The 22,995-nt window shown below is 62.1% G+C and carries 21 protein-coding genes; 9 read left to right on the forward strand and 12 right to left on the reverse strand.

Translation table 11 applies throughout. The features are described from left to right. Positions 1-6: 6 nt before the first annotated feature. Positions 7-471: a hypothetical protein gene (locus M1L53_RS14005; RefSeq protein ID WP_050656940.1), complete on the reverse strand. Its 465-nt coding sequence runs from the start codon at positions 469-471 to the stop codon at positions 7-9. A gap of 167 nt (positions 472-638) precedes the next feature. On the opposite strand from M1L53_RS14005, the gene M1L53_RS14010 reads away from it, so the two are divergent. Then, entirely contained in the window at positions 639-1,343 is a 705-nt protein-coding gene (locus M1L53_RS14010; protein ID WP_054187030.1) for a response regulator transcription factor, read from the forward strand. Then, entirely contained in the window at positions 1,340-2,719 is a 1,380-nt protein-coding gene (locus M1L53_RS14015) for a sensor histidine kinase KdpD (protein ID WP_054187029.1), read from the forward strand. The genes M1L53_RS14010 and M1L53_RS14015 overlap by 4 nt, the downstream gene beginning before the upstream one ends. On the opposite strand, the gene M1L53_RS14020 is transcribed toward M1L53_RS14015, so the two are convergent. The 7 genes from M1L53_RS14020 to M1L53_RS14050 form a co-directional block, all read right to left on the reverse strand. Further along, a complete protein-coding gene (locus tag M1L53_RS14020) occupies positions 2,616-3,605 on the reverse strand; it encodes an LLM class F420-dependent oxidoreductase (protein WP_054187040.1) in 990 nt (329 codons plus the stop codon). The genes M1L53_RS14015 and M1L53_RS14020 overlap by 104 nt on opposite strands. A gap of 6 nt (positions 3,606-3,611) precedes the next feature. Then, complete coding sequence (locus M1L53_RS14025; protein ID WP_003943463.1) at positions 3,612-4,298, reverse strand: HAD family hydrolase; 687 nt, start codon at positions 4,296-4,298, stop codon at positions 3,612-3,614. A 269-nt stretch (positions 4,299-4,567) separates the two neighbouring features. After that, a complete protein-coding gene (locus M1L53_RS14030; RefSeq protein ID WP_003943483.1) occupies positions 4,568-6,019 on the reverse strand; it encodes a catalase in 1,452 nt (483 codons plus the stop codon). Positions 6,020-6,050: 31 nt separating this feature from the next. Then, positions 6,051-6,605, reverse strand: a complete 555-nt coding sequence (locus tag M1L53_RS14035) for a Fur family transcriptional regulator (RefSeq protein WP_054187028.1) — start codon at positions 6,603-6,605, stop codon at positions 6,051-6,053. Positions 6,606-6,717: 112 nt separating this feature from the next. Further along, positions 6,718-7,461: a helix-turn-helix domain-containing protein gene (locus tag M1L53_RS14040; protein ID WP_054187027.1), complete on the reverse strand. Its 744-nt coding sequence runs from the start codon at positions 7,459-7,461 to the stop codon at positions 6,718-6,720. Next, entirely contained in the window at positions 7,430-9,049 is a 1,620-nt protein-coding gene (locus M1L53_RS14045; protein ID WP_142006325.1) for an AMP-binding protein, read from the reverse strand. Before M1L53_RS14045 ends, M1L53_RS14040 begins: the two co-directional genes overlap by 32 nt. Next, entirely contained in the window at positions 9,043-11,013 is a 1,971-nt protein-coding gene (locus M1L53_RS14050) for a thiamine pyrophosphate-dependent enzyme (protein WP_198165719.1), read from the reverse strand. The genes M1L53_RS14045 and M1L53_RS14050 overlap by 7 nt, the downstream gene beginning before the upstream one ends. 279 nt (positions 11,014-11,292) lie before the next feature. Between M1L53_RS14050 and M1L53_RS14055 the strand changes: the two genes are divergently transcribed. From M1L53_RS14055 to M1L53_RS14085, 7 genes are all read left to right on the forward strand, one after another. Then, a complete protein-coding gene (locus M1L53_RS14055) occupies positions 11,293-12,210 on the forward strand; it encodes an alpha/beta hydrolase (RefSeq protein WP_054187024.1) in 918 nt (305 codons plus the stop codon). A gap of 72 nt (positions 12,211-12,282) precedes the next feature. Next, the gene (locus M1L53_RS14060) at positions 12,283-13,581 is read left to right on the forward strand and encodes a sugar ABC transporter substrate-binding protein (RefSeq protein WP_142006323.1); all 1,299 of its coding nucleotides are present in this window, start codon (positions 12,283-12,285) and stop codon (positions 13,579-13,581) included. 17 nt (positions 13,582-13,598) lie between these two features. Beyond that, a complete protein-coding gene (locus M1L53_RS14065) occupies positions 13,599-15,128 on the forward strand; it encodes a sugar ABC transporter ATP-binding protein (protein WP_185744486.1) in 1,530 nt (509 codons plus the stop codon). An 8-nt stretch (positions 15,129-15,136) separates the two neighbouring features. After that, positions 15,137-16,150: an ABC transporter permease gene (locus M1L53_RS14070; protein WP_168421999.1), complete on the forward strand. Its 1,014-nt coding sequence runs from the start codon at positions 15,137-15,139 to the stop codon at positions 16,148-16,150. Further along, positions 16,147-16,998 (forward strand): mycofactocin-coupled SDR family oxidoreductase, encoded by an 852-nt coding sequence (locus M1L53_RS14075; protein WP_054187021.1) that lies wholly within the window; start codon positions 16,147-16,149, stop codon positions 16,996-16,998. The genes M1L53_RS14070 and M1L53_RS14075 overlap by 4 nt, the downstream gene beginning before the upstream one ends. A 49-nt stretch (positions 16,999-17,047) precedes the next feature. Next, positions 17,048-17,881, forward strand: a complete 834-nt coding sequence (locus M1L53_RS14080) for a mycofactocin-coupled SDR family oxidoreductase (protein WP_054187020.1) — start codon at positions 17,048-17,050, stop codon at positions 17,879-17,881. Positions 17,882-17,907: 26 nt separating this feature from the next. Continuing rightward, a complete protein-coding gene (locus M1L53_RS14085) occupies positions 17,908-18,210 on the forward strand; it encodes a hypothetical protein (RefSeq protein WP_054187019.1) in 303 nt (100 codons plus the stop codon). 264 nt (positions 18,211-18,474) lie between these two features. Here M1L53_RS14085 and M1L53_RS14090 read toward each other — a convergent pair whose 3' ends face one another. The 4 genes from M1L53_RS14090 to M1L53_RS14105 are packed head-to-tail and all read right to left on the reverse strand — an operon-like array spanning position 18,475 to position 22,823. Beyond that, positions 18,475-19,122 (reverse strand): hypothetical protein, encoded by a 648-nt coding sequence (locus M1L53_RS14090; protein ID WP_042922823.1) that lies wholly within the window; start codon positions 19,120-19,122, stop codon positions 18,475-18,477. Further along, positions 19,106-20,821 (reverse strand): GMC oxidoreductase, encoded by a 1,716-nt coding sequence (locus tag M1L53_RS14095; RefSeq protein ID WP_054187018.1) that lies wholly within the window; start codon positions 20,819-20,821, stop codon positions 19,106-19,108. The genes M1L53_RS14090 and M1L53_RS14095 overlap by 17 nt, the downstream gene beginning before the upstream one ends. After that, positions 20,818-22,302, reverse strand: a complete 1,485-nt coding sequence (locus M1L53_RS14100; protein WP_007732326.1) for an NAD(P)/FAD-dependent oxidoreductase — start codon at positions 22,300-22,302, stop codon at positions 20,818-20,820. Before M1L53_RS14100 ends, M1L53_RS14095 begins: the two co-directional genes overlap by 4 nt. Continuing rightward, entirely contained in the window at positions 22,299-22,823 is a 525-nt protein-coding gene (locus tag M1L53_RS14105) for a TetR/AcrR family transcriptional regulator (protein WP_202427151.1), read from the reverse strand. Before M1L53_RS14105 ends, M1L53_RS14100 begins: the two co-directional genes overlap by 4 nt. Between the last annotated feature and the right edge of the window lie 172 nt (positions 22,824-22,995).

Below are 22,995 nucleotides of genomic sequence, written 5' to 3' on the forward strand. Positions count from 1 at the left end.
CGCTCGTCAGCCCGCGGCAACCGTGCATGACAGGGCAACGCCCTCCTCCAGCGGAGCGACACCGGCCATGTCGAGCACCTCTGCCGGAACACCTTCGGTCGTCGGAGCCCACTCGACGGTCGGCAACGCCGGCACCCCTTCACGCGCAACGAATGTCGCAGCTTCGCTCGGCACTTCGATAGTGACTGCGGCCGTACCGGCCTCCTCCGCGCGCACGACCTTCCCCTCGTCGATGAGCTTCTGCAGCTCCTCGTCGGAAATCGGCGCCGCGACACCACACGCTACTTCGGGAGCCACACCCAACTCGGACGGAGCGGTCGCGATCGACCGCACCGCCACCGGTGACCCGTCGGAAATCGGATTGGAAGCCCAGGCGATTCCCGGCGCCACTGCCATACCGAGGACCGCCACGGACGCCACCACCACACCGGTCCGGCGGGCCCGCTTGCCGTTCACTTTCAATCGCGTCATCGTAGTTCTCCTTGATCGAACGTTCTCGAGTTCTCGGCGCGGTCGCATCCGAGAAACCCGAGGTTATGAAGCCAACACTGCAGATCTGTTGTCGGTTTCTTAGGAGTTGATGAGAATGCGACGGCCCTCGCTCCGAGCGAGGCCCCAGGCCTTGATCCGATGGCACCATGGCTGGGGTGAGTACACGCGAGCGCATCCTGATCGTTGACGACGACGCGAAGGTTCTGAATTCGCTCGAACGTGGACTCCGATTGTCGGGCTTCGACACGGCAACTGCCGTCGACGGACGATCGGCCTTGTCATCGGTGAACAAGCAATGCCCGGCCGCGCTCGTTCTCGACGTCAACATGCCCGGTCTCGACGGCGTCGGGGTGGTGACCGCCCTGCGCGCGATCGGCAACGAGGTTCCGATCTGCGTGCTCAGCGCCCGAAGTTCCGTGGGTGATCGCATCGCGGGGCTGGAGGCGGGCGCCGACGACTACCTCACCAAGCCCTTCGAGTTGGCCGAGCTCGTCGCCAGACTCCGCGCATTACTTCGACGCACGACGCGAGCCACCCCGTCGGTCGACCATCCGATCACGGTGGGACCGCTGACGGTCGATCTCCGTGGCCATCGAGCGCACATCGACGGTAGGCGAATCGAACTCACCAAAAGAGAATTCGACCTGTTGTCGGTACTCGCCGAGCACACCGGTGTCGTACTCAGTCGCGCACAACTCCTGCGACTCGTCTGGGGTTACGACTTCGCCGCCGACACCAATGTCGTCGACGTCTTTGTCACCTACCTACGCAAGAAACTCGAAGTCGACGGAGCGCCCCGCGTGATCCACACAGTGCGTGGGGTGGGCTTCGTCCTGAGGGCCGAACGATGAAGCGGCCGCTGTCACTTCAGACTCGCGTAGCCATCGCCTCGGGCCTGGCAGCCGGAATCGTGATTGCCGCGATCGGAATTGCGTTCGCGGTCTTTCTGCGTGTCAACGGATCCGAACAACTCGAACGCACTCTCGATTCCGTCACCCTGGGCGTCGCGGCGAGTGCGCCGAGCCCGCTATTCATCGAAACACCAACTGCAACAACAGAACCATCCGTGGTCAGCCCCGGATTCAACGCCGCGACCGTCAGCGCCTTGGCTACCACCGATGTTCGCAGTCGTGATGTTCTGGTGCCCGGCGACAGCGGCGCCGCACTGGCCGTCAGCATCCCCGAAGACCCACTGACCCAGGCAATCCGTGAGCAGCAGTTCCAAGTGGCCGCTGCAGCAGTGGTCGCCATCCTTGCCGCGGCCGGGCTCGGTTGGTTCCTCACCGGCCGAGCCGTCCGGCCACTACAGCAATTGACCGAGACCACCAGTTCGATCGGCAACAACCTCGACGTCGACGGACTCTCGCGCCGGGCACCGTCGGTACGTGGAACGCGAGAAGCCGAAGAACTGTCGGAGGCAATCCAGAGCATGCTCAGTCGCATCGAAAGCGATCGAAGCCGCACCGAGGAGGCGTTGGAGTCGGCACGCGATTTCGCTCGCGTCTCCGCCCACGAACTGCGCACACCTCTCACGTCGATGCGTACCGATCTCGAAGTTCTCGCAACACTCGATCTCACGGAAAGCCAACGGCGCGAACTGTCCGGCGAATTGTTGGAGGCGCAGCGCCAGATCGAGCGCACCCTGACCGACCTCGAGACTCTAGCCCTGGGTGACGTGGCCGATCCCGAGGATTGTGCCGACGTCGATCTCGTCGAGGTTGCCGATCGCGCCGTCGCTGACGCAGGCCGTCTGCACCCGCAGGTCGACGTTCGTTTGAAAGCACCGGAAGAACTTTCGGTTCAGGCCTTTCCCGCGGGTATCCGTCTGGTGCTGACCAACGCCGTCACCAATTCCGTTCGGCACGGCAATGCCGACGAAGTCGAGATCACTGTCCGATCAGGGGCTGCGACGGGTTCGGCGACGGTATTCGTCGACGACAACGGCACCGTGATCGCGCCTTCGGAACGCGAAGCGATGTTCGAGAGATTCGTTCGTGGTACCGGTGCGGGCGACGCCGGAAGCGGTTTGGGACTGGCCCTCGTCGCGCAGCAGGCGAGGCTGCACGGCGGTAGCGCGCGACTCGACAAGAGCCCACTCGGCGGAACTCGATTGATCTTCTCGATCAACCCAATTCGACGTGCAGAGCCTCGAGCAGCGGCTTGGCCGCCTCGTCGAAGAATCGGTCTTGGGTATCTCCACCGATCTGTACCAGTGCCACATCGGTGAATCCGGCGTCGGTGTATGCCTTGACCGCTTCGACGATCACATCGAGATCGGGACCACACGGAATGCTTTCAGCTACATCCTCTTTGCGCACGAACTGAGTCGCACCCGAGAAGCTCGCCGGCGTCGGCAGTTCGGAGTTCACGGACCACCCTCCGCCGAACCACCGGAACTGCTGATGAGCTCGTGCAATTGCCATGTCGCGATCAGGGTCCCACGAGATCGGAATCTGACCGATGGTCCGGCCTGCGGGAGCCAATCCGTATGCTCGGCCGTGCACGTGCTTCCACAAGTGCACTAGCTCCGAATCCGGTTGCACGGCAATCAGATCGTCGGCCATCGGACCGAAACGCTCGACGGACTTGTCTCCGGACATGGCCAGCGCCAGCGGAACCGGGTTCTCGGGGAGATCCCAGATCCTGGCGGACTGGACGTCGAAGTACTCCCCCTTCCAGCTCACCAGATCTCCGGCGAGCAGTGCGCGAATGATGCTCACCGCCTCCTGCAGCATGTCCTGGCGGGTGTCGATGGACGGCCAACCCTCGCCGACCACATGCTCGTTCAGGCTCTCGCCACTTCCCAATCCCAGGGTGAAGCGTCCGTCCGCGAGGATCTGGATCGTCGCAGCTTTCTGAGCGACGACGGCGGGGTGGTACCTCACGGTCGGACAAGTCACGTACGTCATCAAACCGACTCGCTCGGTGGCGTGGGCGACTGCCCCCAGCACCGACCAGGCGTAGGGTGCATGCCCCTGCTCGGTCAGCCACGGCGAGTAGTGATCACTCATCACTTCGAAGTCGAAGCCGACTTCTTCGGCCCGAACTGCATGGCGAACCAGTTCTTTCGGACCTGCCTGCTCCGTCATCAAGGTGTAGCCGAATCGTGCCATCACTGATCAACTCCCGGTATCTAGGCCTGAAACGAGTTCGGAAATCACACTGCCGTCGAGGTGGTCGAGGAGGTCGCGGGCGTCGTCGTACACGGCAGCCGCACCCGCACCTTCGAGTTCGTCGGTCGACATGCCACCACTGCGCACTCCCACAGCCACAACGCCCGCCCATGTCGCCGCCTTCATGTCCCAGACGGCATCCCCGACCATGACCGCATTGCCCGCGTCGACACCTGCCTTCGCGAGCGCGACCTCGATCAGGTCCGGATCAGGTTTTGCCTCGTCGACGGATTCCGAAGAGGTGGCGGCGTAGATCATTTCGTCGATGTCGAGCGTCCGGCGTAGCAACTTCAGTTCGTCGTCCGGCGCCGAGGTAGCGAGCACCACATGCAGTCCGAGCGAGTGAACTCGGCGGATCAACTCGCGCGCTCCCGGCAGTACTCGGAGACGGTCGGCCGACTGCCGGTAGTACGTGGTGTGAAGTTCTTTGGCTCGCGGTCCGCACCCGTCGATGTCTTCGCCGAGCAAGGACTCCAGTAGTTGGTCTCCATCCATGCCGATGCTGCGGTGTACCCGCCACGCGTCGACCGGGCGACCTACCTCGAAGAAAGCTCGCGACCACGCTTCTACGTGCAGATAGTTGGAATCGACGAGCGTTCCGTCGATGTCGAAGAGAACCGCACCTATTGCCATGGGAATTGACTGCCCAACACCTCGGTTCGCGAAACTTGTGCCCCGAGCATTCTCAGCTCGAGAAGCGGATCATGGAGAGTGCGAACAGCAGAAGTGCACGTCGAACAGGGGTGTCGTCATGGAGTCAGTCGTTGTATTCCTTCTCGCATGCTTCGTCTATTGGTTTGCGCTTCTGTAGTTGGGTAGACGGAAACGGACCGCTGCCGGGAAGTGATTTCCCTTGCAGCGGTCCGCATTCGGTAGACCTAAGCGATGCTCATGTCAGCGGGTCACTGACCTGCGCGTACACCTTCTTCGACGCGCTTGCCCAAATCTGCGTCGACGTTCTTCCAGTACTCGAAGACACGCAACAGAACTTCCTCACTGACGCCGGCAAGGGCGTGGCCGACGATGTTGCTCACCAGGCGCTCACGAGCTGCGTCGTCGAGAACTTCACGGACCAGCGTTCCGGCCTGCGTGAAGTCGCCGTCCTCGGCGTGCTCGATGTATCCGGCGCGCACTGCCTTGCCGTCGAACGCCCACAGTCCTTCGTCACCGGCAACCGACGGATCGGCATGCGGTCCGCCGTACGAGTTCGGTGCGTACACCGGCGTCGACGGGGAATTGAAGCTGTAACGCATGGCGCCCTCCTTGGAGTAGGAGTTCACCTCGTTCTTCGGGGCATTGACCGGCAGGTCGGCGTAGTTGGTGCCGATGCGGTAACGATGTGCGTCGGCGTAGGAGAAGACGCGGCCGAGAAGCATCTTGTCCGGGCTGAATCCGATGCCGGGCACCACGTTCGACGGCTCGAACGAAGCCTGCTCGATCTGCGCGAAGAAGTTCTCCGGGTTGCGGTTCAGCGTCCACTTGCCGACCTCGATCAGTGGGTAGTCCTTCTGGGACCAGACCTTGGTGAGGTCGAACGGGTTGAAGCGGTAGCCTTCGGCCTCGTCGACCGGCATGATCTGAACCTTGAGTGTCCAGCTCGGGAAATTACCGGCCTCGATGGCGTTGTACAGATCCGCGCGGTGGTAGTCGGGATCGCTACCGGCGAGGCTGTCTGCTTCGGCCTGCGTCAGGAACTCGATGCCCTGATCGGTCTTGAAGTGGTACTTCACCCAGAAGCGTTCACCCGCAGCGTTGACCCACTGGTAGGTGTGCGATCCGAAGCCGTCCATGTTGCGCCAGGTCTTCGGGATACCGCGGTCACCCATCAGCCAGGTCACCTGGTGAGCGGTCTCGGGACGCAGAGTCCAGAAGTCCCACTGCATGTCGTGGTCACGAAGACCCGAGCCGGGCAGTCGCTTCTGCGAACGAATGAAGTCGGGGAACTTGATGGCGTCCTTGATGAAGAACACCGGGGTATTGTTGCCGACGAGGTCGTAGTTTCCCTCTTCGGTGTAGAACTTCATCGCAAAACCGCGCGGATCGCGCCAGGTGTCCGGGCTGCCCTGCTCACCGGCGACGGTGGAGAAGCGGACGAGGGACTCGGTCTTCTTACCCGGCTGCAGGAACGCGGCCTTGGTGTACTTGCTGACGTCGTGTGTGATGACGAGTTCACCGAAAGCGCCGCCGCCCTTGGCGTGGACGATGCGCTCCGGGACACGCTCGCGGTTGAACTGCGCGAGCTTCTCGATCAGGTAGTGGTCGTGAAGGAGCACCGGCCCCTGAATACCCGCGGTCAGCGATTCGTCATCACTTGCGACCGCGATACCGAAATTGTTGGTGGTGGGCTTGGTCATGGCGAAGCCTCCTAGCGTTGTGGGCTGGGCGTCAGAGGAGCGGGGCTGCATCCGAGCCGAACGCATGGGCTGCATGCGAGGTGGCTGACTCGGAGGTTCTGGACGCATCAATTCGATTCTGCGAGACCGCGTCCGACTCGGTGTCGGATTCGGCAGAATTCTTCAGGCAATCTTCGCAACGGCCCCAGAACACGACCTCGGCTTCGTCGATTTCGAAGCCGTGATTATCGGAAGGTTCGAGGCAGGGAGCTTGGCCGACAACACAATCGACGTCGACGACCTTGCCGCAGCCGCGACAGACGAGGTGATGGTGGTTGTCACCAGTCCTCGTCTCGAACCGTGCGGGCGAACCCGCCGGCTCGATGCGTCGCAGCAATCCTGCGTTCACGCATGCCTTCAGCACGTCGTAAACGGCCTGTGTGGATACCGATCCGAGCTGCTGCCGCACGAGTGCTGCAACAGAATCGGCGTCTGAATGCGGTTGGGCTGTAACCGCATCCAGCACGGCGAGGCGCGGAGCAGTGACCCTCAATCCGACGGCGCGCAATTGCGCTCGGGGGTCGAAGTCATGCTCTCCGTCTCGCATGTTTCCCAGTATGCCGCTTTTCTGGAATTAGTCAAGAAAAGGATTGCCTAAGTTGAATCGAGACCGGTGTCACACCTAGCGGCATCACACCCAGTGCATCGCACCCGGTTACTCAGCCCAGGACGAACCAGATCGCCTTGACCGTCTCGTCCGTCTCGTTGCGCAACCGGTGGGGAACGTTCCCGACCAGGTGTATCGCTTCACCCGCCTTGAGGAGCCGACGCATTCCGTCGATGTCGATCGTCAGAGTCCCTTCCAGCACGTACCCGTAGTCGTCACCCGAATGAGTCTGCGGTGCATCGCCCGGTGCGGAATCGGCGCCGGGCTCGTACTCCGTGAGGAGGAACTGGACGTGATGGTTCGCGGGAGTGTTCGCCAACCGTTGCCAGCGAACACCCGACCGAAAGGTGAGGCAGTCGGAGATCCGCGGTTCGTGAGTCTTCGTTTCGGATGCGGATTCCCGTTCCGGATCGACGCTGTTGCCGAGCAGCACGTCCAAGGACAGGTTGAGTTCGGTCGCGATCGCAAAAAGCGTGTTCACCGCGGCCTGACTCTGCCCCAGTTCGAACTGCGACAGGAAGGACGGCGATACGCCGAGCCGCCTCGCCAATTCACGAACCGGGATTCCCTGTCTCGTGCGTTCGGCACGAACCGTCTTGCCTACCGACGTCCCCAAACCGTTGTCCTCCGTCTTCTGTTTGCGCGCCGCCACCTTGGCCGGCGCCGACTTCTGCTGTGCCGACTTCTTCTGTGCCGTCGTCTTTTGGGGAGTCGTCTTGCGCGGTTGCGATTTCTTCGATGCAGCCGCTGTCGACTCAGCCGTCTTACGAGGTGGCTTTGCGCCGGTTGCCGTCATGTCCGAACTCGCTTCCGTAGGTCTCGGGGACCGCCTGTGCGGAGCCCAAGCCTAGCGCTCGACGTAGGAGAAACTTCTGAACCTTCCCACTCTCCGTCCGAGGAAGCGACGCAACGGTCTCGACTCTCTCCGGAGCTTTCTGAACGGCAAATCCTTCGGACAGCAGGAAGATCCGCAGATCTCGAACGCTTGGCGGATCACCGTCCGGAACCACGAAGGCGCACGCGCGCTCCCCCAGATCCTCGTCCGGATACCCGACCACCGCCACCTCTCCCACATTGGGATGAGCCTCGAGGGCCCACTCGATGTCGGCAGCGCTGAATTTCTCTCCGCCCCGGTTGATGATGTCCTTGATCCGTGACGTGATCCGGATCTGACCGGGTCCGTCCACGGCGGCTACGTCGCCGGTCCGGAAAAAGCCGTCCTCGGTGAACGATTCCTCGTTGATCGAGCTGTCGACGTAGCCGACGAACAGTTCCGGGCCCCGCACCAACAGCTCGTCGTCTTCGCCGAGCCGGAATTCGTTTCCGCCGATCACAGCTCCTTCGTCCTCTGCCTGCAGGTCGATGTCACCGAAAGGATCACCCATGACGAGGGTCGGAAGTTCCGTCGATCCGTAGGTGCGAACAACCGCCGTCCCCATCACGCGATGGGCCCGACGCACCAACTCGGGCGGAATCCCGGCCCCACCACACACGAATCGGGTCAGCTGAGATCGTCGATATCCGCCCTTCTCGTAGGCGTCGGCGAGACCACGGAGAAACGGTGTCGCGCTCACGGTGAACGTGCATTGCTCGCGTTCGATCAACGCAACTGCCACTTCGGGAACCCAGTGTTGCATCAGAACTGTAGAGCAGGCTGCCGCTGCCGGCAGAACTACCGCATACGAAATTCCGGTGATGTGGGGTAACGGCGAAGGCATGAAGATTCGGTCCTGCGAATCCACGCCACAATGCGCGATCATGCTCGAACTCTCGGCCATCAGGGTCCGATGTGTGTGAAGCACGCCTTTCGGAGCCGAGGTGGTTCCCGACGTGTAGAGAACGAGGGCGACATCGTCGGGATCCGCGCGGTGGTCGGGCCGGTTCGACTCCATCCCGAAGTCCAGGAAGTCGTCGAACGTTGTGCGTCGCAACCCACCTTCGCCTCGAGCCTCCACCAGAAGAACCTCTCGGCCCAGATCACGGAGCACCGTCCCGAGTTGCTCGACGTGACGATATCCGCGGTATTCCTGCGGGGCTACGATCACCGACGGCTCAGCTTGCTCGACGATGAAGGACAACTCGTGTGCGCGGTAAATCGGGACCACCGGAAGGAGAATGCCGCCGGCAAGCCACGTGCCCCAGGCCGCAACCACGGATTCCCACCAGTTCGGCAGTTGAACGAGTACCACTTCTCCAGGCTCGAATCCCGATTTATGCAGTGCGCCTGCAAAGCTCGTTGCAGCGTCCACCAATTCCTGGTAAGTCCACCGCACACTCTCGTCGACAAGGGCCAGTGCTTCGGGATCGCGACGCAGGGCGTCGAGAAGCATCTCGGGCAGCACCCCGCCGCCGGTCATTGCCCGCGGGCGGGTAGCGCTCAGCACGACATCACCCGCCGAACGGCTGCAACGATGTCGTCAGGTCCGACTTCCCACTCACGTTCGAGCACCGGCGCATAGGGCGCAGGCGCGTACCGTGCTCCCACCCGCACTACCGGCGCGTCCAGTGAATAGAACCCGGAATCCACCGCCATAGCTGCGATCTCGGCTCCGACGCCGAAGTCCACGACGGCTTCCTGGGCAATGACCATCCGGTTCGTCCGACTGAATGATTCGAGAATCGTCTCCCGATCGAGCGGAGCAATCGTTCGTAGATCGATGACCTCGGCATCGATCCCTTCGTCTGCCAACGTCTGCGCCGCGACCAAGGCGTGCAATGCCATACGCGACCACGAGACGATGGTGACGTCCGAACCTGGTCTCGTCACCGCTGCCTTTCCGATCGGAACCCGAAAATCCTTGCTCGGCAACAAACTTTTCTTCTCGTACAGCAGTCGATGCTCGATGAACATGACCGGGTTGTCGTCCTCGATCGCTGCCCGCAACAACCCGTATGCATCCGCGCCCGAACTCGGCATGAGCACAGTCAGTCCCGGGATGTGCGCCAACAGCGCCTCGAGACTCTGCGAATGCTGACCACCCGACGATCTGCCGGAACCGAACTGCGTCCGCACCACCAACGGCAGACTCACTGCGCCGCCCGTCATGAACCGAAGTTTTGCCGCCTGATTCATCAACTGATCCAGGCACACCCCGAGGAAGTCGAGGTACATCAGTTCCACGACGGGCCTACGGCCCGCCATCGCGGAGCCGACGGCAAGACCCATGATTGCCGATTCGGAGATCGGCGTATCGAGCACTCGACCCGGATACTTTGCGGCCAATCCCCTGGTCAGACCGAAAACATTTCCGCCGGCAACGTCGATGCCGGCAAGAAACACATCCGGATCGGCCGCCAGAGAGTCATCGAGCGCCGCCTTGAGGATCTTGGACTGCGACACGGCCGCGCCGCCCGCGCCGACACCCACGTCGAGGCGGTCCGGCGGGTAGATGCGACGCGGCGAAAAGATGTACTCCATCACGCTCGACGCCTCCGGTTGCGGCGACGACCGCGCGAAACGCTCCGCCTCGGCGACCACCGCCCTCACCCGCTTGTCCACCAGATCGAGTACTTCGTCCCCGATGCCGAACTCTCGGAGTCGGCCACGCGTCAGCGTCAGTGGATCGGCCGCGAGAATGTCTCGCGCCATCTCGTCCTTGTCGCGGTACACCTGCGGATCGCCCTCGTAGTGCCCGTGCACCCGCAGAGTCGTGACCTCCACGAACACCGGACCACCGCTGCCTCGCACCTGCTCGTACACCGGCCGAATACCGTCGGCGACCGCCTCGACGTCGTTGCCTGCCAGCGTGATCGATTTCATCCCGTATCCCGCTGCGCGCGCAGAGATCGGGACAGGATGCTGATCCACCGTCGAGGAAAACTCCGAGAATCCGTTGTTCTCGCATAGGAAGATGATCGGCAGCTTCCACAGAGCAGCCATGTTCATCGCCTCGTGGAACGCACCGGTCGCAATCGCCCCGTCACCGAAGAACGCCACCACCAGATCGCCCTCACCGCGATCCTTGGCAGCGAAAGCCGCACCGACGGCAATCGGCAACCCCGCGCCCACGATCCCGTTCGCACCGAAGATCCCCAAGCGGGGATCCGCCACGTGCATCGAGCCACCCCGGCCGTTGTTGGCTCCGGTGACCTTGCCCATCAACTCCGCCATCATCCGGTCGGGCTCGAGACCTTTTGCCAGAACATGGCCGTGCCCGCGGTGCGTCGAGGTGATGACGTCACTGACCCGCGCATGAGTGAGAGCCCCCACCGCGCACGCCTCTTGACCTATCGAAGTGTGAACGAACCCCGGAATGGTGTCGCCCTTGTAGAGCGCCGAGATGCGCTCCTCCATCATCCGGATCAACAACATCTTTTCGTAGGCACACAGAACTTCTTCGCCGTTCACGAGCCGGAACACCTCCAATAATGCTGCGCTCGTTACGAATACATGCGCAGTGGGTGAGCAGGACTATACCGACGGATTTTCCTCGCTGTCCAGTGGCACTTGACAAAGGCTGTGAGGTGACTCACGATTACGGAGTACTTCGGATCCGCGACGATCCGCTCGGGGCAGTTGGCACGAGCGAACCGCGTCGATGCCGTAATACGCACGGCGACAAGACCGTCCGTTTTCTTTCGTACCTACTTCCGTTCAGCTTTCACTCGTTACATGAGGAGTCGCGCAATGCGCCGTGAAGATGTCGAATTCTCCAGCGACGGAGTCACCGTTCGCGGTTGGCTGTACCGACCCGACACCGACGACGACGTTCCGGCCGTCGTACTGGCAGGCGGTTGGTGCTACGTCCGCGAATTGGTCATGCCCTATTACGCCGAGGCCTTCGTGACGGCCGGTATGGCTGCGCTGGTCTTCGACTACCGCAACCTGGGCGTCTCGGACGGTGAGCCCCGCCAACATCTGGACCCGAAGCAACAGATTCGTGACTATCAGAACGCGCTCAGCTTTCTCGAGCGCACTCCCGGCATCGACAACGACCGTCTCGGCGCCTGGGGAATTTCCTACTCCGGCGGCCACGTGATGATTCTCGCCGCGACCGATCCCCGGGTGAAGGCCATCGTGTCTCAGATTCCGGTGATCGACGGGTACCGCAACATGCGTCGGATCCACGGGACCATGGGTTATCGAAAGCTGTGGGACGCAATTCTCGAAGATCGCCGACTCCGCTTCGACGATCCGGATCAGCGACTGCACATCGCGCATGCGAGCGAGAACCCCGAGGAAGAACTGTCGTCCTGGCCGTTCCCCGAGACGAAGACGACCTTCGCGGCACTTCAAGCCACCGAAGCTCCTCTCTACCAGAACAGTTCGACCATGGAATCCGTCGATCTCCTGCTCGACTACGACGTCAACTACTTCGTACCCCGGATTCTCGACACGCCGTCGATGATGATCGTCGCCGAAGGCGACGACCTCACGTTGTGGGACTTGGAGATCGAGAGTTTCAACAACATCCCGACTCCGAAGAAAGAACTTGTCGTCCTACCGCACACGTCGCACATGACGCTCTACAGCGATCAGTCCAAGCTCGCAGTAGCGGCCGAACACGCTTCCCGTTGGTTCACAACGCATCTGCTGGCGAAGTAGCGAAATCTCCCGTTTCCTCCACACCTCGAGACAACCTCTCGAGCCCCCTCTTGTGAGACCAAGGATGTGATCATGCCTTCGATCGAATCGAAGATCGTGGACGTCGCGCGAAACGCGACGTTCTCTCATCCACTGACCCGACGTTCCTTCTTCGCCGCAATGGGCGCAGCAGGCATCACCCTCGGCGCAGTGGCCTGCGGAGCAGGCGGCAGTTCCACCAGTACCGCCGCCGGCGGTGGCGCTGGCGCGGGCAAAGTCCAGGAAAAGACCCTCTGCCAGGTCACAACTCTCTCCAACGACTACTTCGTCGCGTTCTCGGACGGCGGCAAGCAGGCGATGGACGCGCTGGGCGTGAGCATGTCCTCGGTGGAGGACCAGGGCAACGTCAACACTGCGCTGGGACAGGTAGGCAACGTCCGCGCTTCGGGCGGCAAGTCGATCTTCGGTACTCCCGCCACCGAAGCTCAAGCGGCAGCTGTCACGAAAGCCTGCCAGGCAGCCGGGATTCTGTATGCCAGCTCGTACACGGCGCCCGCCTGGTACACACCGGCCGACGCGGACAAGTGGGTCCGCTTCATCACACCGCCGTCCACCAAGATCGCCGTCGCAACCGCCAAGGCTTTGTTCGACAAGGTCGGCGGCAACGGAACCATCATTCATGTTCCGGGGCAGAAGGGTTCGTCTTCCGACGATCAACGGACAGCTGGACTGAACGCCGCGGCCAAGGACTACCCGGGAATCAAGATCGTCACCGCGTCGCCGGGCAACTGGACTTCGGAGGACGCGAGAAAGGCGTTCACGAACATCTTGCCTTCGGTGCCGGACTTCGTCGGGGTGTTCGCGCAGAACGACAGTCAAGCTGCAGGAGTCATTGCGGCACTGGACGCCGCGAAGATCACCGGCAAGATCGTGGTCGGATTCGACGGTAACAAGCAGAACGTCGAATACATCGCGCAGGGAAAGCAATACCTGACCAGCGCGACGGTCGGCGGACTCACGGCAGGAATTCTCGGTGTCACCATCTTCGATCAACTCAACGGCGTCGACCTGTCTCTGCCGGAGCGATTCCTTTCACAGGGAGCACTCCTGGTGACTCCGGAGATCGCCGACGACGTACTGAAAACCGTGTACGCACCCACACTTCCGTTCGACTGGGCAAAAATGAGCAAGGCCCTGCATCCTGACGATTGGGACCCGCAGACCGTACTCAACCCGATCGATCCGCGGGAGTACTACGTCGGCGTATCGCAGGACCAATACACGCTGAACAGCGCTTGGAACTCTGCAGATATCACCGGAGTACGCACCGAGTACGCAGCCGCGTTCCGCTCGGGCCCGTTGCTGCAGTACAAAGACCAACTCGTGGCCTGAGAATGAGTGATACGAAGGTGAGCGACTCAGCAACCATCAGCTTGCGTGGGGTCTGCAAGAGTTACGGACCCGTTCACGCCCTCCAGGACGTCTCACTCGACGTCAGCCGAGGTGACGTTCTCGGCTTGATCGGTGAGAACGGCGCCGGAAAGTCAACGCTGATCGGCGTTTTGACGGGAACGGTGCGTCCCGACGCCGGAAGCCTCGATGTCAACGGGACACACGTGGAACTCGGCGACTCGCGTACTCTCCGCGAACTCGGAATCTCCGTGGTGGTCCAGGAGCAGTCATTGGTCGATGCACTGCGGGTGTACGAGAACATCTATCTCGGACGTGAGGGCGAGATAGGTGGTTGGGGACCCGGCCGGCGTCGGAGAATGCGCGACGCCGCCCAGTCGCTACTCGACACACTCGGCATCGAGGGGCTGCGCGCCGACGCCGTTGTCGCCGAATTGACCTACCCGCAAAGGCAACTGGTCGAGATCGCACGTGCCTTCTCGCGGATCACCGACGCCACCGAAGCGCCGGTGATCCTGCTCGACGAGCCGACAAGCGCGTTGACCGAGACCGAGGTGGAAATCCTCTTCGCGTTGATCGAGGGGTGGCGCGATCGGGTGTCGTTCATCTTCGTCTCTCACATCCTGCAAGACGTCCTGCGGATCAGCACACGGCTACTCGTACTTCGCGACGGGCGGTCCATCGAAACGCTCTCCGCTGACGGCGTCACGGCGGAGCAACTGCACGAGTTGATGGTGGGTAGCGAACGCAGCGCGGACTACTACCGCGAAGGCGAACAGACCGGAGTGCTGTCGACGAAGCCGTTGATCGAACTCCGAGATGCAAGCAGCGCAGGCGAGTTCGAGTCCGTCGATCTTGTCGTCCGACCGGGCGAGGTAGTGGGACTGGCCGGAGTCATCGGTTCGGGGAAAGCGTCGGTGGCTGCAGCAGTCGCGGGTGCGGAGTCGTTGTCGGCGGGTTCGATTCACGTCGACGGTACTGCGCACGAGCACTGGTCGGTTCCCGCTGCCGTGGCAGCCGGAGTCTTGTACGTCCCGCCGGAGCGTGCCCAGGACTCCCTGTTCCGCAGCGCGTCGATCAGAAACAACATCTCGATCGGCTTCCTCGATCTCCTCCGCCACCCGTGGACGCGGCTACTGCGTTTACGGACCGAAAGGGAATGGACGACGCAGTTAGCCCGCGCGCTGCAGGTCAAGGCCCCGTCGTTGTCGACGCCCATCGGGGAACTCAGTGGCGGAAACCAACAGAAGGCGATCTTCGCTCGGTGGCAAGGTCGCGAATGCAAAGTGCTGGTCCTCAGCGATCCGACGCGTGGAATCGACGTCGGAACGCGAGAGGAGATCTACGGTTTGGTCCGGTCGATGGCTGCATCGGGGGTCGGCGTGCTGCTGTGCGCCGAATCCCTCGAAGAAGTGATCGGAATGTCCGACCGAATCGTGATCATGAAGGACGGAGTCATCAGCGCAGAGCTGGCGGCCCCTGCAGAGCACAAGCCCGCCGAAGTCGACGTGATCAAGCACATGATGTGAGGAATGCAGTGACCCAGACACTCTCGAAGCAATCGCCGGCCAGCGATGCCGCAGCGCCGTCAGGCGCGCGCGGTCTGCTGAGTCGACTCGATCAGCACCGCAACATAGTTGTACCGACGGTTGCAGTGCTGGTCCTGATCATCTATTTCCAGTGGCGCACGGAAAGTTTCATCACTGCGACGTCCGCGCAGAACATTCTCAACCAGATGGCTTTCCTGACCGTGCTCGCGCTCGCCGGCACGTTTGTCATTCTGATCGGTGGTATCGATCTTTCGGTGGCGGCGACGGCCACTCTCGCCGGAATTCTGATCGCCACGTGGATCGACAAGTTCGGCGGCCCGTTGGCGATAGTCATGGTGATCGCCGCCGGGGCGGTGGTCGGACTGGTCAACGGATTGATCACGACAATGCTCAAGGTTCCGTCGTTCCTGGTGACGCTGGGAATGATGTCCGTACTCGACGGCATTTCCAACACCGTCTCCAAAGGCGGTCCTGTTTCCTATAATTCGAATCTTCTCCAGAGCCTGGTGAACGAGTCGATGATCCCCAACGTCCCCAACGGGGCACTGATCGCAATCCTGCTGACCATCGGCGCGACAGTCCTGGCATTCGGTACGTCGTTCGGTCGCCACATGTATGCGGTGGGCGGCAACGAACGCGCCGCGGCACTCGTCGGTGTTCGCGTACGACGCACCAAACTTGCGGTCTTCGCGGTTGCCGGAGCCGTCGCCGCGATTGCCGGAATCATCTTCACCGGCCAGGCCAGCACCGGCGTCCCGATGGGTGCAGGCCCGAGCCTGCTCAATTCCATCGCAGCCGTGGTGGTGGGCGGCACCGCACTGTCCGGTGGCGTCGGCGGCCCACATCGAACGATCCTCGGTGCACTCGTGATCGTGTTGCTGAGCGCCGGAATGGACCTGACCTCGGTCGACCCCTACACACAACTCGTCATCAAGGGCATCGTGGTGATTGCCGCAGTTGCACTGACCATCGACCGACGCCGATACGGAGTGATCAAGTGACCACCAGAGCACGCACCACCGGAAGAGTTTCGGGCAAGGTCGCGTTCGTCACCGGCGCAGCACGCGGCCAGGGCCGGGCACATGCGATCCGCTTGGCCGAGGAAGGCGCAGACATCATCGCGCTCGACATCTGCGCCGATGTCGAAGGCGTTCCGTACTCGCTGGCAAGCGAAGCCGACCTCGCCGAGACCGTCCGGTCGGTCGAGGCGGTCGGCGGACGAATTCTGGCCGAGGTGGCCGATGTTCGCGACTTCACCGCGATCAAAGGTGTCCTCGGCCGCGGAGTCGACCAGTTCGGTCACGTCGACATCGTCTGTGCCAACGTCGGTATCAACATCCCATCACCTACACACGAACTCACCGAAAGCCAGTGGGGCACTGTCGTCGACATCGATCTCAGCGGCACGTGGCGAACCGCCAAGGCAGCAATCCCCTACCTGATCGAACAGGGCGTCGGGGGCGCGATCATCCTGACCAGCTCGGCGGCCGGGCTCAAGGGATACGGCAACATCGCGCACTACACAGCCGCGAAACACGGCGTCAACGGGTTGATGAAAACTCTCGCGCAGGAACTGGCTCCCCACCAAATCCGAGTGAACACCGTCAACCCCACCCAGGTCGACACTCCGATGATCATGAACGACGCCATGTACGAGTTGTTCTGTCCGGACATCGACGAGCCGACCCGGGAGGATTTCGCCCCGTTGTCGCAAGCGATGAATGCGCTGCCCATCCCGTGGGTCGAATCCGTCGACGTCAGCAATGCCGTGCTTTTCCTCGCGTCCGACGAAGCCAGGTACATCACCGGCGTCGCACTGCCCGTCGACGCAGGCGTACTCGTCAAATAGCTCTCCGATCACCCACGTACACAACAATTTCAGCAACAGGAGGATCCCCATGACCGGACGATTCGAAGGCAAGGTCGCATTCATCACGGGTGCTGCTCGCGGGCAAGGGCGTAATCACGCATTGCGGCTGGCGCAGGAGGGCGCGAACATCATCGCTCTCGACTCCGTCAAGGACAACGACACCGTGCCGTACCCCTTGGCCACGGAGGACGACCTTCAGGAAACAATCCGTCTCGTCGAAGAAGCAGGCGGCAAGATCATCTTCTCGCACGCCGACGTGCGCAACTTCGACTCGGTCAAGCTGGCCCTCGAAGCCGGGCTCGATCGCTTCGGCCACGTCGACATCGTCATCGCAAACGCGGGCATCCTCTCCTTCGGGAACGCGCACGAATTGGACGAGGAGAAGTGGGGCGAAATGATCGACGTCAACCTCAGCGGCGTGTGGCGCACCGTCAAGGCCGCGATCCCCCACATGATCGAACAGGGCACCGGCGGCGCGATCGTCCTCACCGCCTCCGTTGCCGGGCTGCGCGCGTACACGGGTGTCGGACACTATGTTTCGGCCAAGCACGGCGTCGTGGGATTGATGAAGACCCTCGCCCAGGAACTCGCTCCGCATCGCATTCGCGTCAATACCGTGAACCCGACGCAGGTCGACACCGAGATGGTGCAGAACCAGGCGATGTACAACCAATTCGTTCCCGGCACCGACAATCCGGGTCGCGACGACTTCGCCAAGGCCTCCGGCGACATGATCCTCTACCCGATCCCGTGGGTAGAAAACGACGACGTCACCAACGCCGTCAAATTCCTCGCCTCCGACGAAGCGCGTTACATCACCGGCGTCGCGTTGCCCGTGGACGGCGGCGTGCTGGTCATGTGAGTGACCGACCAGTTCAGGAGACTCTCGTGAACCGAGTGACGAAGATGCCACCTCAGCTCTGTGGAGGGACGAGCGTCGCAACCACCCACGAATGCCAGGTTCGACGTGCCAAACGCTCGCGAAACCGTGGATCGTATGCGGACGACCTCATCGACTTCGCAATCCTGTGGCGCCCGTGGAACGGCGCCGCTGCCGAGGACATCTTCGTCACCTTCGGCCTGTCGCCGCGGACGTATTACAATCGACTGCGATCAGCTCTGAGTGGGCCGGCCGGATCGGACCTGTGCACGGCACTGAAAATGGAACTCGCCCAGCTCGGCGCTGCCTGAACTCGTCGGCCCTGCTTGAATCACTACACACCGCGTCGGAAATACTTCACGATCCCCGGGAACAAATCCGGGGAGACCGCCGTTGAACACCCTGTCGGCGTCCGAACAAGCCCCGGGCCCCACCCCTTTTGTCGCTGCGAGCGACCACCCGCCGAGAGGCGCCTGTGGGACGTCGACACCTGACTTTCACACCACACCACACGACCAAGGCCGCCCGGTCACTGACGGGCGGCCTTGGTCGCTTTTTCTCAGGTCAAACCCCCGCTACCGATGCTTGGCCGCTCCCGTAGTCATTTTTCCGCCCAGAATCACGACGCCGTGATGGGTGCCCGCAGCAAGCCAGTCCGGCAGGGTCTGCCCCTCTGCCTCGACGCCCACGCGCGCGTATCGGAACGATCCCGTCAGCCTTGCCGACGCGATCGCCAGACCTCCACCGGACTCCGGCTGCGCAAATCCCAACGCCCCGGCAATCGGCAGACGCGGCCCGAGCATCCGCGTATCCGAACGCACCCGCCAACCGTCGCCGGTTGCAGTGAATTTCTGCTGCACGTCTCCGTCGAACTCGGCCAGAACCTTGGGTAGTTGCCAGTGGACTCGCCCACCGTGCACCGACGGTTCCGAATCCACCGCGATGAAAGGGACCGCCATCCGCGGCATAGGCCCGATCCGTTTCCCTGGCGCATGCAAGACCGGACTGGCGAGGATCTCGCGATACGGGCCGACCGGCGAATCGAGGTAGTCCACCATCATGGCCACCGTCATCGGAATCGTTCGACCATCCGGGCCGAGCTCCCGCGCCGCCGACGTACTGCGGTGCCACCACAGTGTCGCGCGAACGCGAGCCGGCCACGGCGGCGGATCACTCACCGGCCAGTCGACGCGGTCACTTGTCGATTCAGGCACGCTCCACATCGGACACCTTCTCAGCTCGAATGGTCAGGGGAAGCCGCAAAGCGCCTGGTGCATGCGTCGGCACCACCGGATCGGACGGCAAAGTCGGATCGATACGTACGTATGGCTCGCCGGTCTTCGGCCGGGCGTCCGCGCCACCCTTGTTCGGCCACATCGCGCACGCTCGTTCCGCCTGCGCAGTGATGGTCAGGGAAGGATTCACTCCGAGATTTGCGCTCACCACCGAACCGTCCATGACGTGCAGTCCCTCATGACCGTATGCACGCAGATACGGATCGACGACGCCACTCGACGCGCTGTCACCGATCGCGCAGCCACCCAGAAAGTGTGCCGTCATCGGGATGTTCACGATCTCGGCGATGGAACCACCCGGGTCGCCGTCGATCTTCTCGGCGACCTTGCGAATGGCTTTATGACCCTGCGGAATCCACTGAGGAGGTGGATCGCCCGGTCCCGGTCTACTGGTGAGGGAGCGCCCGAATCGTTTGGTGTTCTTGGAAAGTTCGAGGGAGTTGTCGTCGGTCTGCATCACCAGCGCGATGACGGTTCGCTCGGACCAGTTCCGTACCGACAACGACCGCAAGAACGCTCCTGGGTGTCGGGCCGCGACCGCCAGAGTCTTCAGCACCCGGGGAGTTCGCCCACCGCCGTCACTCAGGACGGTCTGCAGAAGTCCTATTGCATTGCTGCCCTTGCCGTATCGCACCGGCTCGATGTGCGTGTGATCATCCGGGTGAAAGGACGACGTGATGGCTACGCCCTGCGTGAAGTTCCGTCGACGCGACTTCGACGTTGCGGCCAGTACGGCTTCGGAATTGGTACGTACGACGGTGCCGAGAGTATCCGACAGGCCCGGCAGGGCACCGGATTCCTTCATACCGAGCAGCAGCCTCGCCGTTCCGTACGTTCCGGCGGCAACCACCACCTGATCGGCGGTGAACCGAACTTCTCGCCGGCGGACGCCGTCCGTTCGCCTCGCGAGCAGGCTGTAACCACCGCTTGCCGCCGGCCGAAGGTCGGTGACGGTCGTGAGCGGATGAACCCTGGCGCCCGCTTGCTCGGCGAGATGGAGGTAGTTCTTGACCAGCGTGTTCTTCGCACCGACTCGGCAACCGGTCATACATCCCCCGCATTCCGTGCAACCTGTGCGTTCGGGTCCTTTTCCGCCGAAGAACGGGTCCGGCACGGAAACTCCTGCCTCCCCGAAGAAAACCCCGACGGGGGTGGACGTGAAGGTCTCCCCCACGCCCATCTCTTCGGCTACGTCCTTCATCACCGCATCGGCAGGAGTGAAGGACGGATTGGTGCGAACACCCAACATCCGTTTGGCCTGGTCGTAGTACGGCGCCAGTTCGTCGTGCCAGTCAGTGATGTGCGCCCACTGACGGTCTTCGAAGAACCGATTGGGTGGCTGATACAACGTGTTGGCGTAGTTCAACGACCCACCTCCGACGCCGGCCCCCGCCATCACGAGCACATCCGGAAGAAGATGGATGCGCTGAACCCCATAACATCCGATCCACGGCGCCCACAGGTACTTTCGAAGTCTCCAACTGGTTTCAGGCAACTCGTCGTCGGCAAACCGTCGACCGGCTTCGAGCACCCCGACGCGGTAGCCCTTCTCCGTCAGGCGAAGAGCGGCGACACTGCCACCGAATCCCGAACCGATAACCACCACGTCGTAGTGCGTCGCGGTCATGCCTCGACGCTTTCGATCTTGCGAGCGGAGTAGTTCTCCCGATCGAAATGCTCCAGCAGCGAACGGAATTTGAAAGTGAACGTCGGCCACTGCACCGAGTTGCGCCCCTCCGGATCGATGTACCAACTCGAGCATCCGCCCTTGTTCCACACCGTGTGCTGCAACTCGTGCTGAATTCCCTTGTTGTAGTGCACCTGCACCGTCTCGTTCACGTCGAGGGCATCGATCCGCTCTCGCTTCATGGTGTTCAAGGCGTCGTTGACGTACTCGGCCTGGGACTCGAGCATGTACACGATCGAACTGTGTCCGAGGTTGGTGTTCGGACCGTACATGAGGAACAGATTCGGGAACCCGCTGACCGCAGTACCCTTGTACGCGTTGGGACTACCGTTCCAATGTGCGGCCAGCGTCTCGCCACGTTTTCCGGTGATCAGATGCGCAACAGGCGGTTCCGTCGGCGTGAACCCCGTGGCGAAGATGATGGTGTCGACCTTGTGCTCGACTCCGCGTCCGTCGACCACTCCGTTTTCGGTGACCGAGACGAGCCCACTGTCGACCAGACTCACGTCCGCGCGGTCAAGGGTGCGCAACCAGTCGTTGGACAGAAGCATGCGCTTGCAACCGATCGTGAAATCGGGAGTCAGTTTCCGGCGCAACTCCGGATCTTTCACCTGTCTGCGCAGATGAAGGCGCGCGGCCGCCTCGAAGGCAGGCAGCACCCACGTCGCATGCGACATCGCGGCACCGAGTAGCTCGCGGAAGCCGTAAACCCACCCTCGAATCACCTTCTGTGTAACGGGAATCCGCGAGTACACGGCCTTCTGTGCGGCAGGCAGGGTGCGATCCATCCGCGGAATCACCCAGGCCGGAGTTCGCTGGAACACGGTGACATGGGCAGCAGGGTCGGCAATTTCGGGAACGAACTGAACCGCCGACGCTCCCGTTCCGATCACGGCTACGCGCTCACCGCGCAGTTCGTGTTCGTGGTTCCACGTCGCCGAATGGAAAGTGGTCCCGGAGAATTGGTCGAGACCGGGAAAATCCGGGATCTTGGGCGTCGACAACGCTCCGGTCGCGGCGACCAGAGCTTTGGCCGTCAACGACCCTCGAGATGTCCGAATACGCCACAGCGCCGCATCCTCGTCCCACACAGCAGCTTCGAGTTCGCAGTTCAGGACTACGCGTTCCACGATGCCGGTGTCTGCGGCCACCTTCTTCAGATAGTTGTAGATCTCGGGTTGACGAGCAAAGGTATGACTCCAATCGGCGCTCGGTGCAAAAGAATACGAGTACAACGCCGTCGGCACGTCACAGGCACAGCCTGGATAGGTGTTGTCGCGCCAAGTGCCGCCGATGTCAGCTCCACGCTCGATCAACACGACGTCTGCAGCGCGATTGTCGCGAAGCATTCTGGCGGCCAAGCCCATACCGGCAAATCCGGCACCGACGATCAGCGTTTCGACATGTTCGGGAAGCTTCACTTCTTCTCCACTCGGGATTGCCAGGCCGGCAACAGTCGCGCTCTGAGCGCGTCGTCGGCTTCGGATGTACGAAACAGGGCTGAGACGGCAAGCCCACGAACGAGTTCGATGGTGAGTTCGACCGACTCGGAGTCGAACCGATCACCGAACAACTCGGCGCTGCCGAACTCGAGCGCCTCACTCACCTTGCGTTCGAGGGGCACCGTCGCCGCATGCAGAACGGGATCGGTCCGCGCCGCGACCCACAATTCGAGGGCGGCATAGAACAGCGGCCCGGAGAACGCGTCCGACAGGACCTCGAGGCCTCGACCACGATCCACTTCAGCGGTGAGGATTTCTTCCAGCCGCTTGTCGACCAGATACTCGACGGCCGCGACGACCAGCGATTCCTTGGTCGGAAAATGATGCAGTTGCGTACCCCGCGAGACGCCTGCGCGGCGGGCGATCTCTTGCGTGCTGGTCCGTGCGTAGCCCAGCTCGACCAACGATTCGACGGCGGCGTCGAGGAGGCGCCCACGCATCGCCGCTGTACGTTCGGCCTGGGTACGGCTTACTTTCGCATCGGAAGTGGTCTCGGTCACAAGACAACTGTAGAGCCGAAACGTAAAACAGTCCAGGCTGACTTCAAATCTTGACACGTAACATACCGGTCAGTCAGCTCTGCCTGATAACGTCCTCGCATCGAGCGGAGGG

The organism is Rhodococcus sp. T9N (assembly GCF_024436645.1).
Taxonomy (GTDB): Bacteria; Actinomycetota; Actinomycetes; order Mycobacteriales; family Mycobacteriaceae; genus Rhodococcus_F; species Rhodococcus_F qingshengii.

Bases quoted from the DNA above. Each gene is read 5' to 3' on its own strand.
- M1L53_RS14095 (WP_054187018.1), bottom strand. From the start codon at position 20,821: ATGACCGCGACGCACTACGACGTGGTGGTTATCGGTTCGGGATTCGGT.
- M1L53_RS14105 (WP_202427151.1), bottom strand. From the start codon at position 22,823: ATGCGTGGGCGCCTCCTCGACGCCGCCGTCGAATCGTTGGTCGAGCTG.
- M1L53_RS14080 (WP_054187020.1), top strand. From the start codon at position 17,048: ATGACCGGACGATTCGAAGGCAAGGTCGCATTCATCACGGGTGCTGCT.
- M1L53_RS14035 (WP_054187028.1), bottom strand. From the start codon at position 6,605: ATGCGAGACGGAGAGCATGACTTCGACCCCCGAGCGCAATTGCGCGCC.
- M1L53_RS14040 (WP_054187027.1), bottom strand. From the start codon at position 7,461: ATGACGGCAACCGGCGCAAAGCCACCTCGTAAGACGGCTGAGTCGACA.
- M1L53_RS14055 (WP_054187024.1), top strand. From the start codon at position 11,293: ATGCGCCGTGAAGATGTCGAATTCTCCAGCGACGGAGTCACCGTTCGC.
- M1L53_RS14005 (WP_050656940.1), bottom strand. From the start codon at position 471: ATGACGCGATTGAAAGTGAACGGCAAGCGGGCCCGCCGGACCGGTGTG.
- M1L53_RS14030 (WP_003943483.1), bottom strand. From the start codon at position 6,019: ATGACCAAGCCCACCACCAACAATTTCGGTATCGCGGTCGCAAGTGAT.
- M1L53_RS14060 (WP_142006323.1), top strand. From the start codon at position 12,283: ATGCCTTCGATCGAATCGAAGATCGTGGACGTCGCGCGAAACGCGACG.
- M1L53_RS14025 (WP_003943463.1), bottom strand. From the start codon at position 4,298: ATGGCAATAGGTGCGGTTCTCTTCGACATCGACGGAACGCTCGTCGAT.
- M1L53_RS14090 (WP_042922823.1), bottom strand. From the start codon at position 19,122: ATGTGGAGCGTGCCTGAATCGACAAGTGACCGCGTCGACTGGCCGGTG.
- M1L53_RS14015 (WP_054187029.1), top strand. From the start codon at position 1,340: ATGAAGCGGCCGCTGTCACTTCAGACTCGCGTAGCCATCGCCTCGGGC.
- M1L53_RS14010 (WP_054187030.1), top strand. From the start codon at position 639: ATGGCTGGGGTGAGTACACGCGAGCGCATCCTGATCGTTGACGACGAC.
- M1L53_RS14020 (WP_054187040.1), bottom strand. From the start codon at position 3,605: ATGGCACGATTCGGCTACACCTTGATGACGGAGCAGGCAGGTCCGAAA.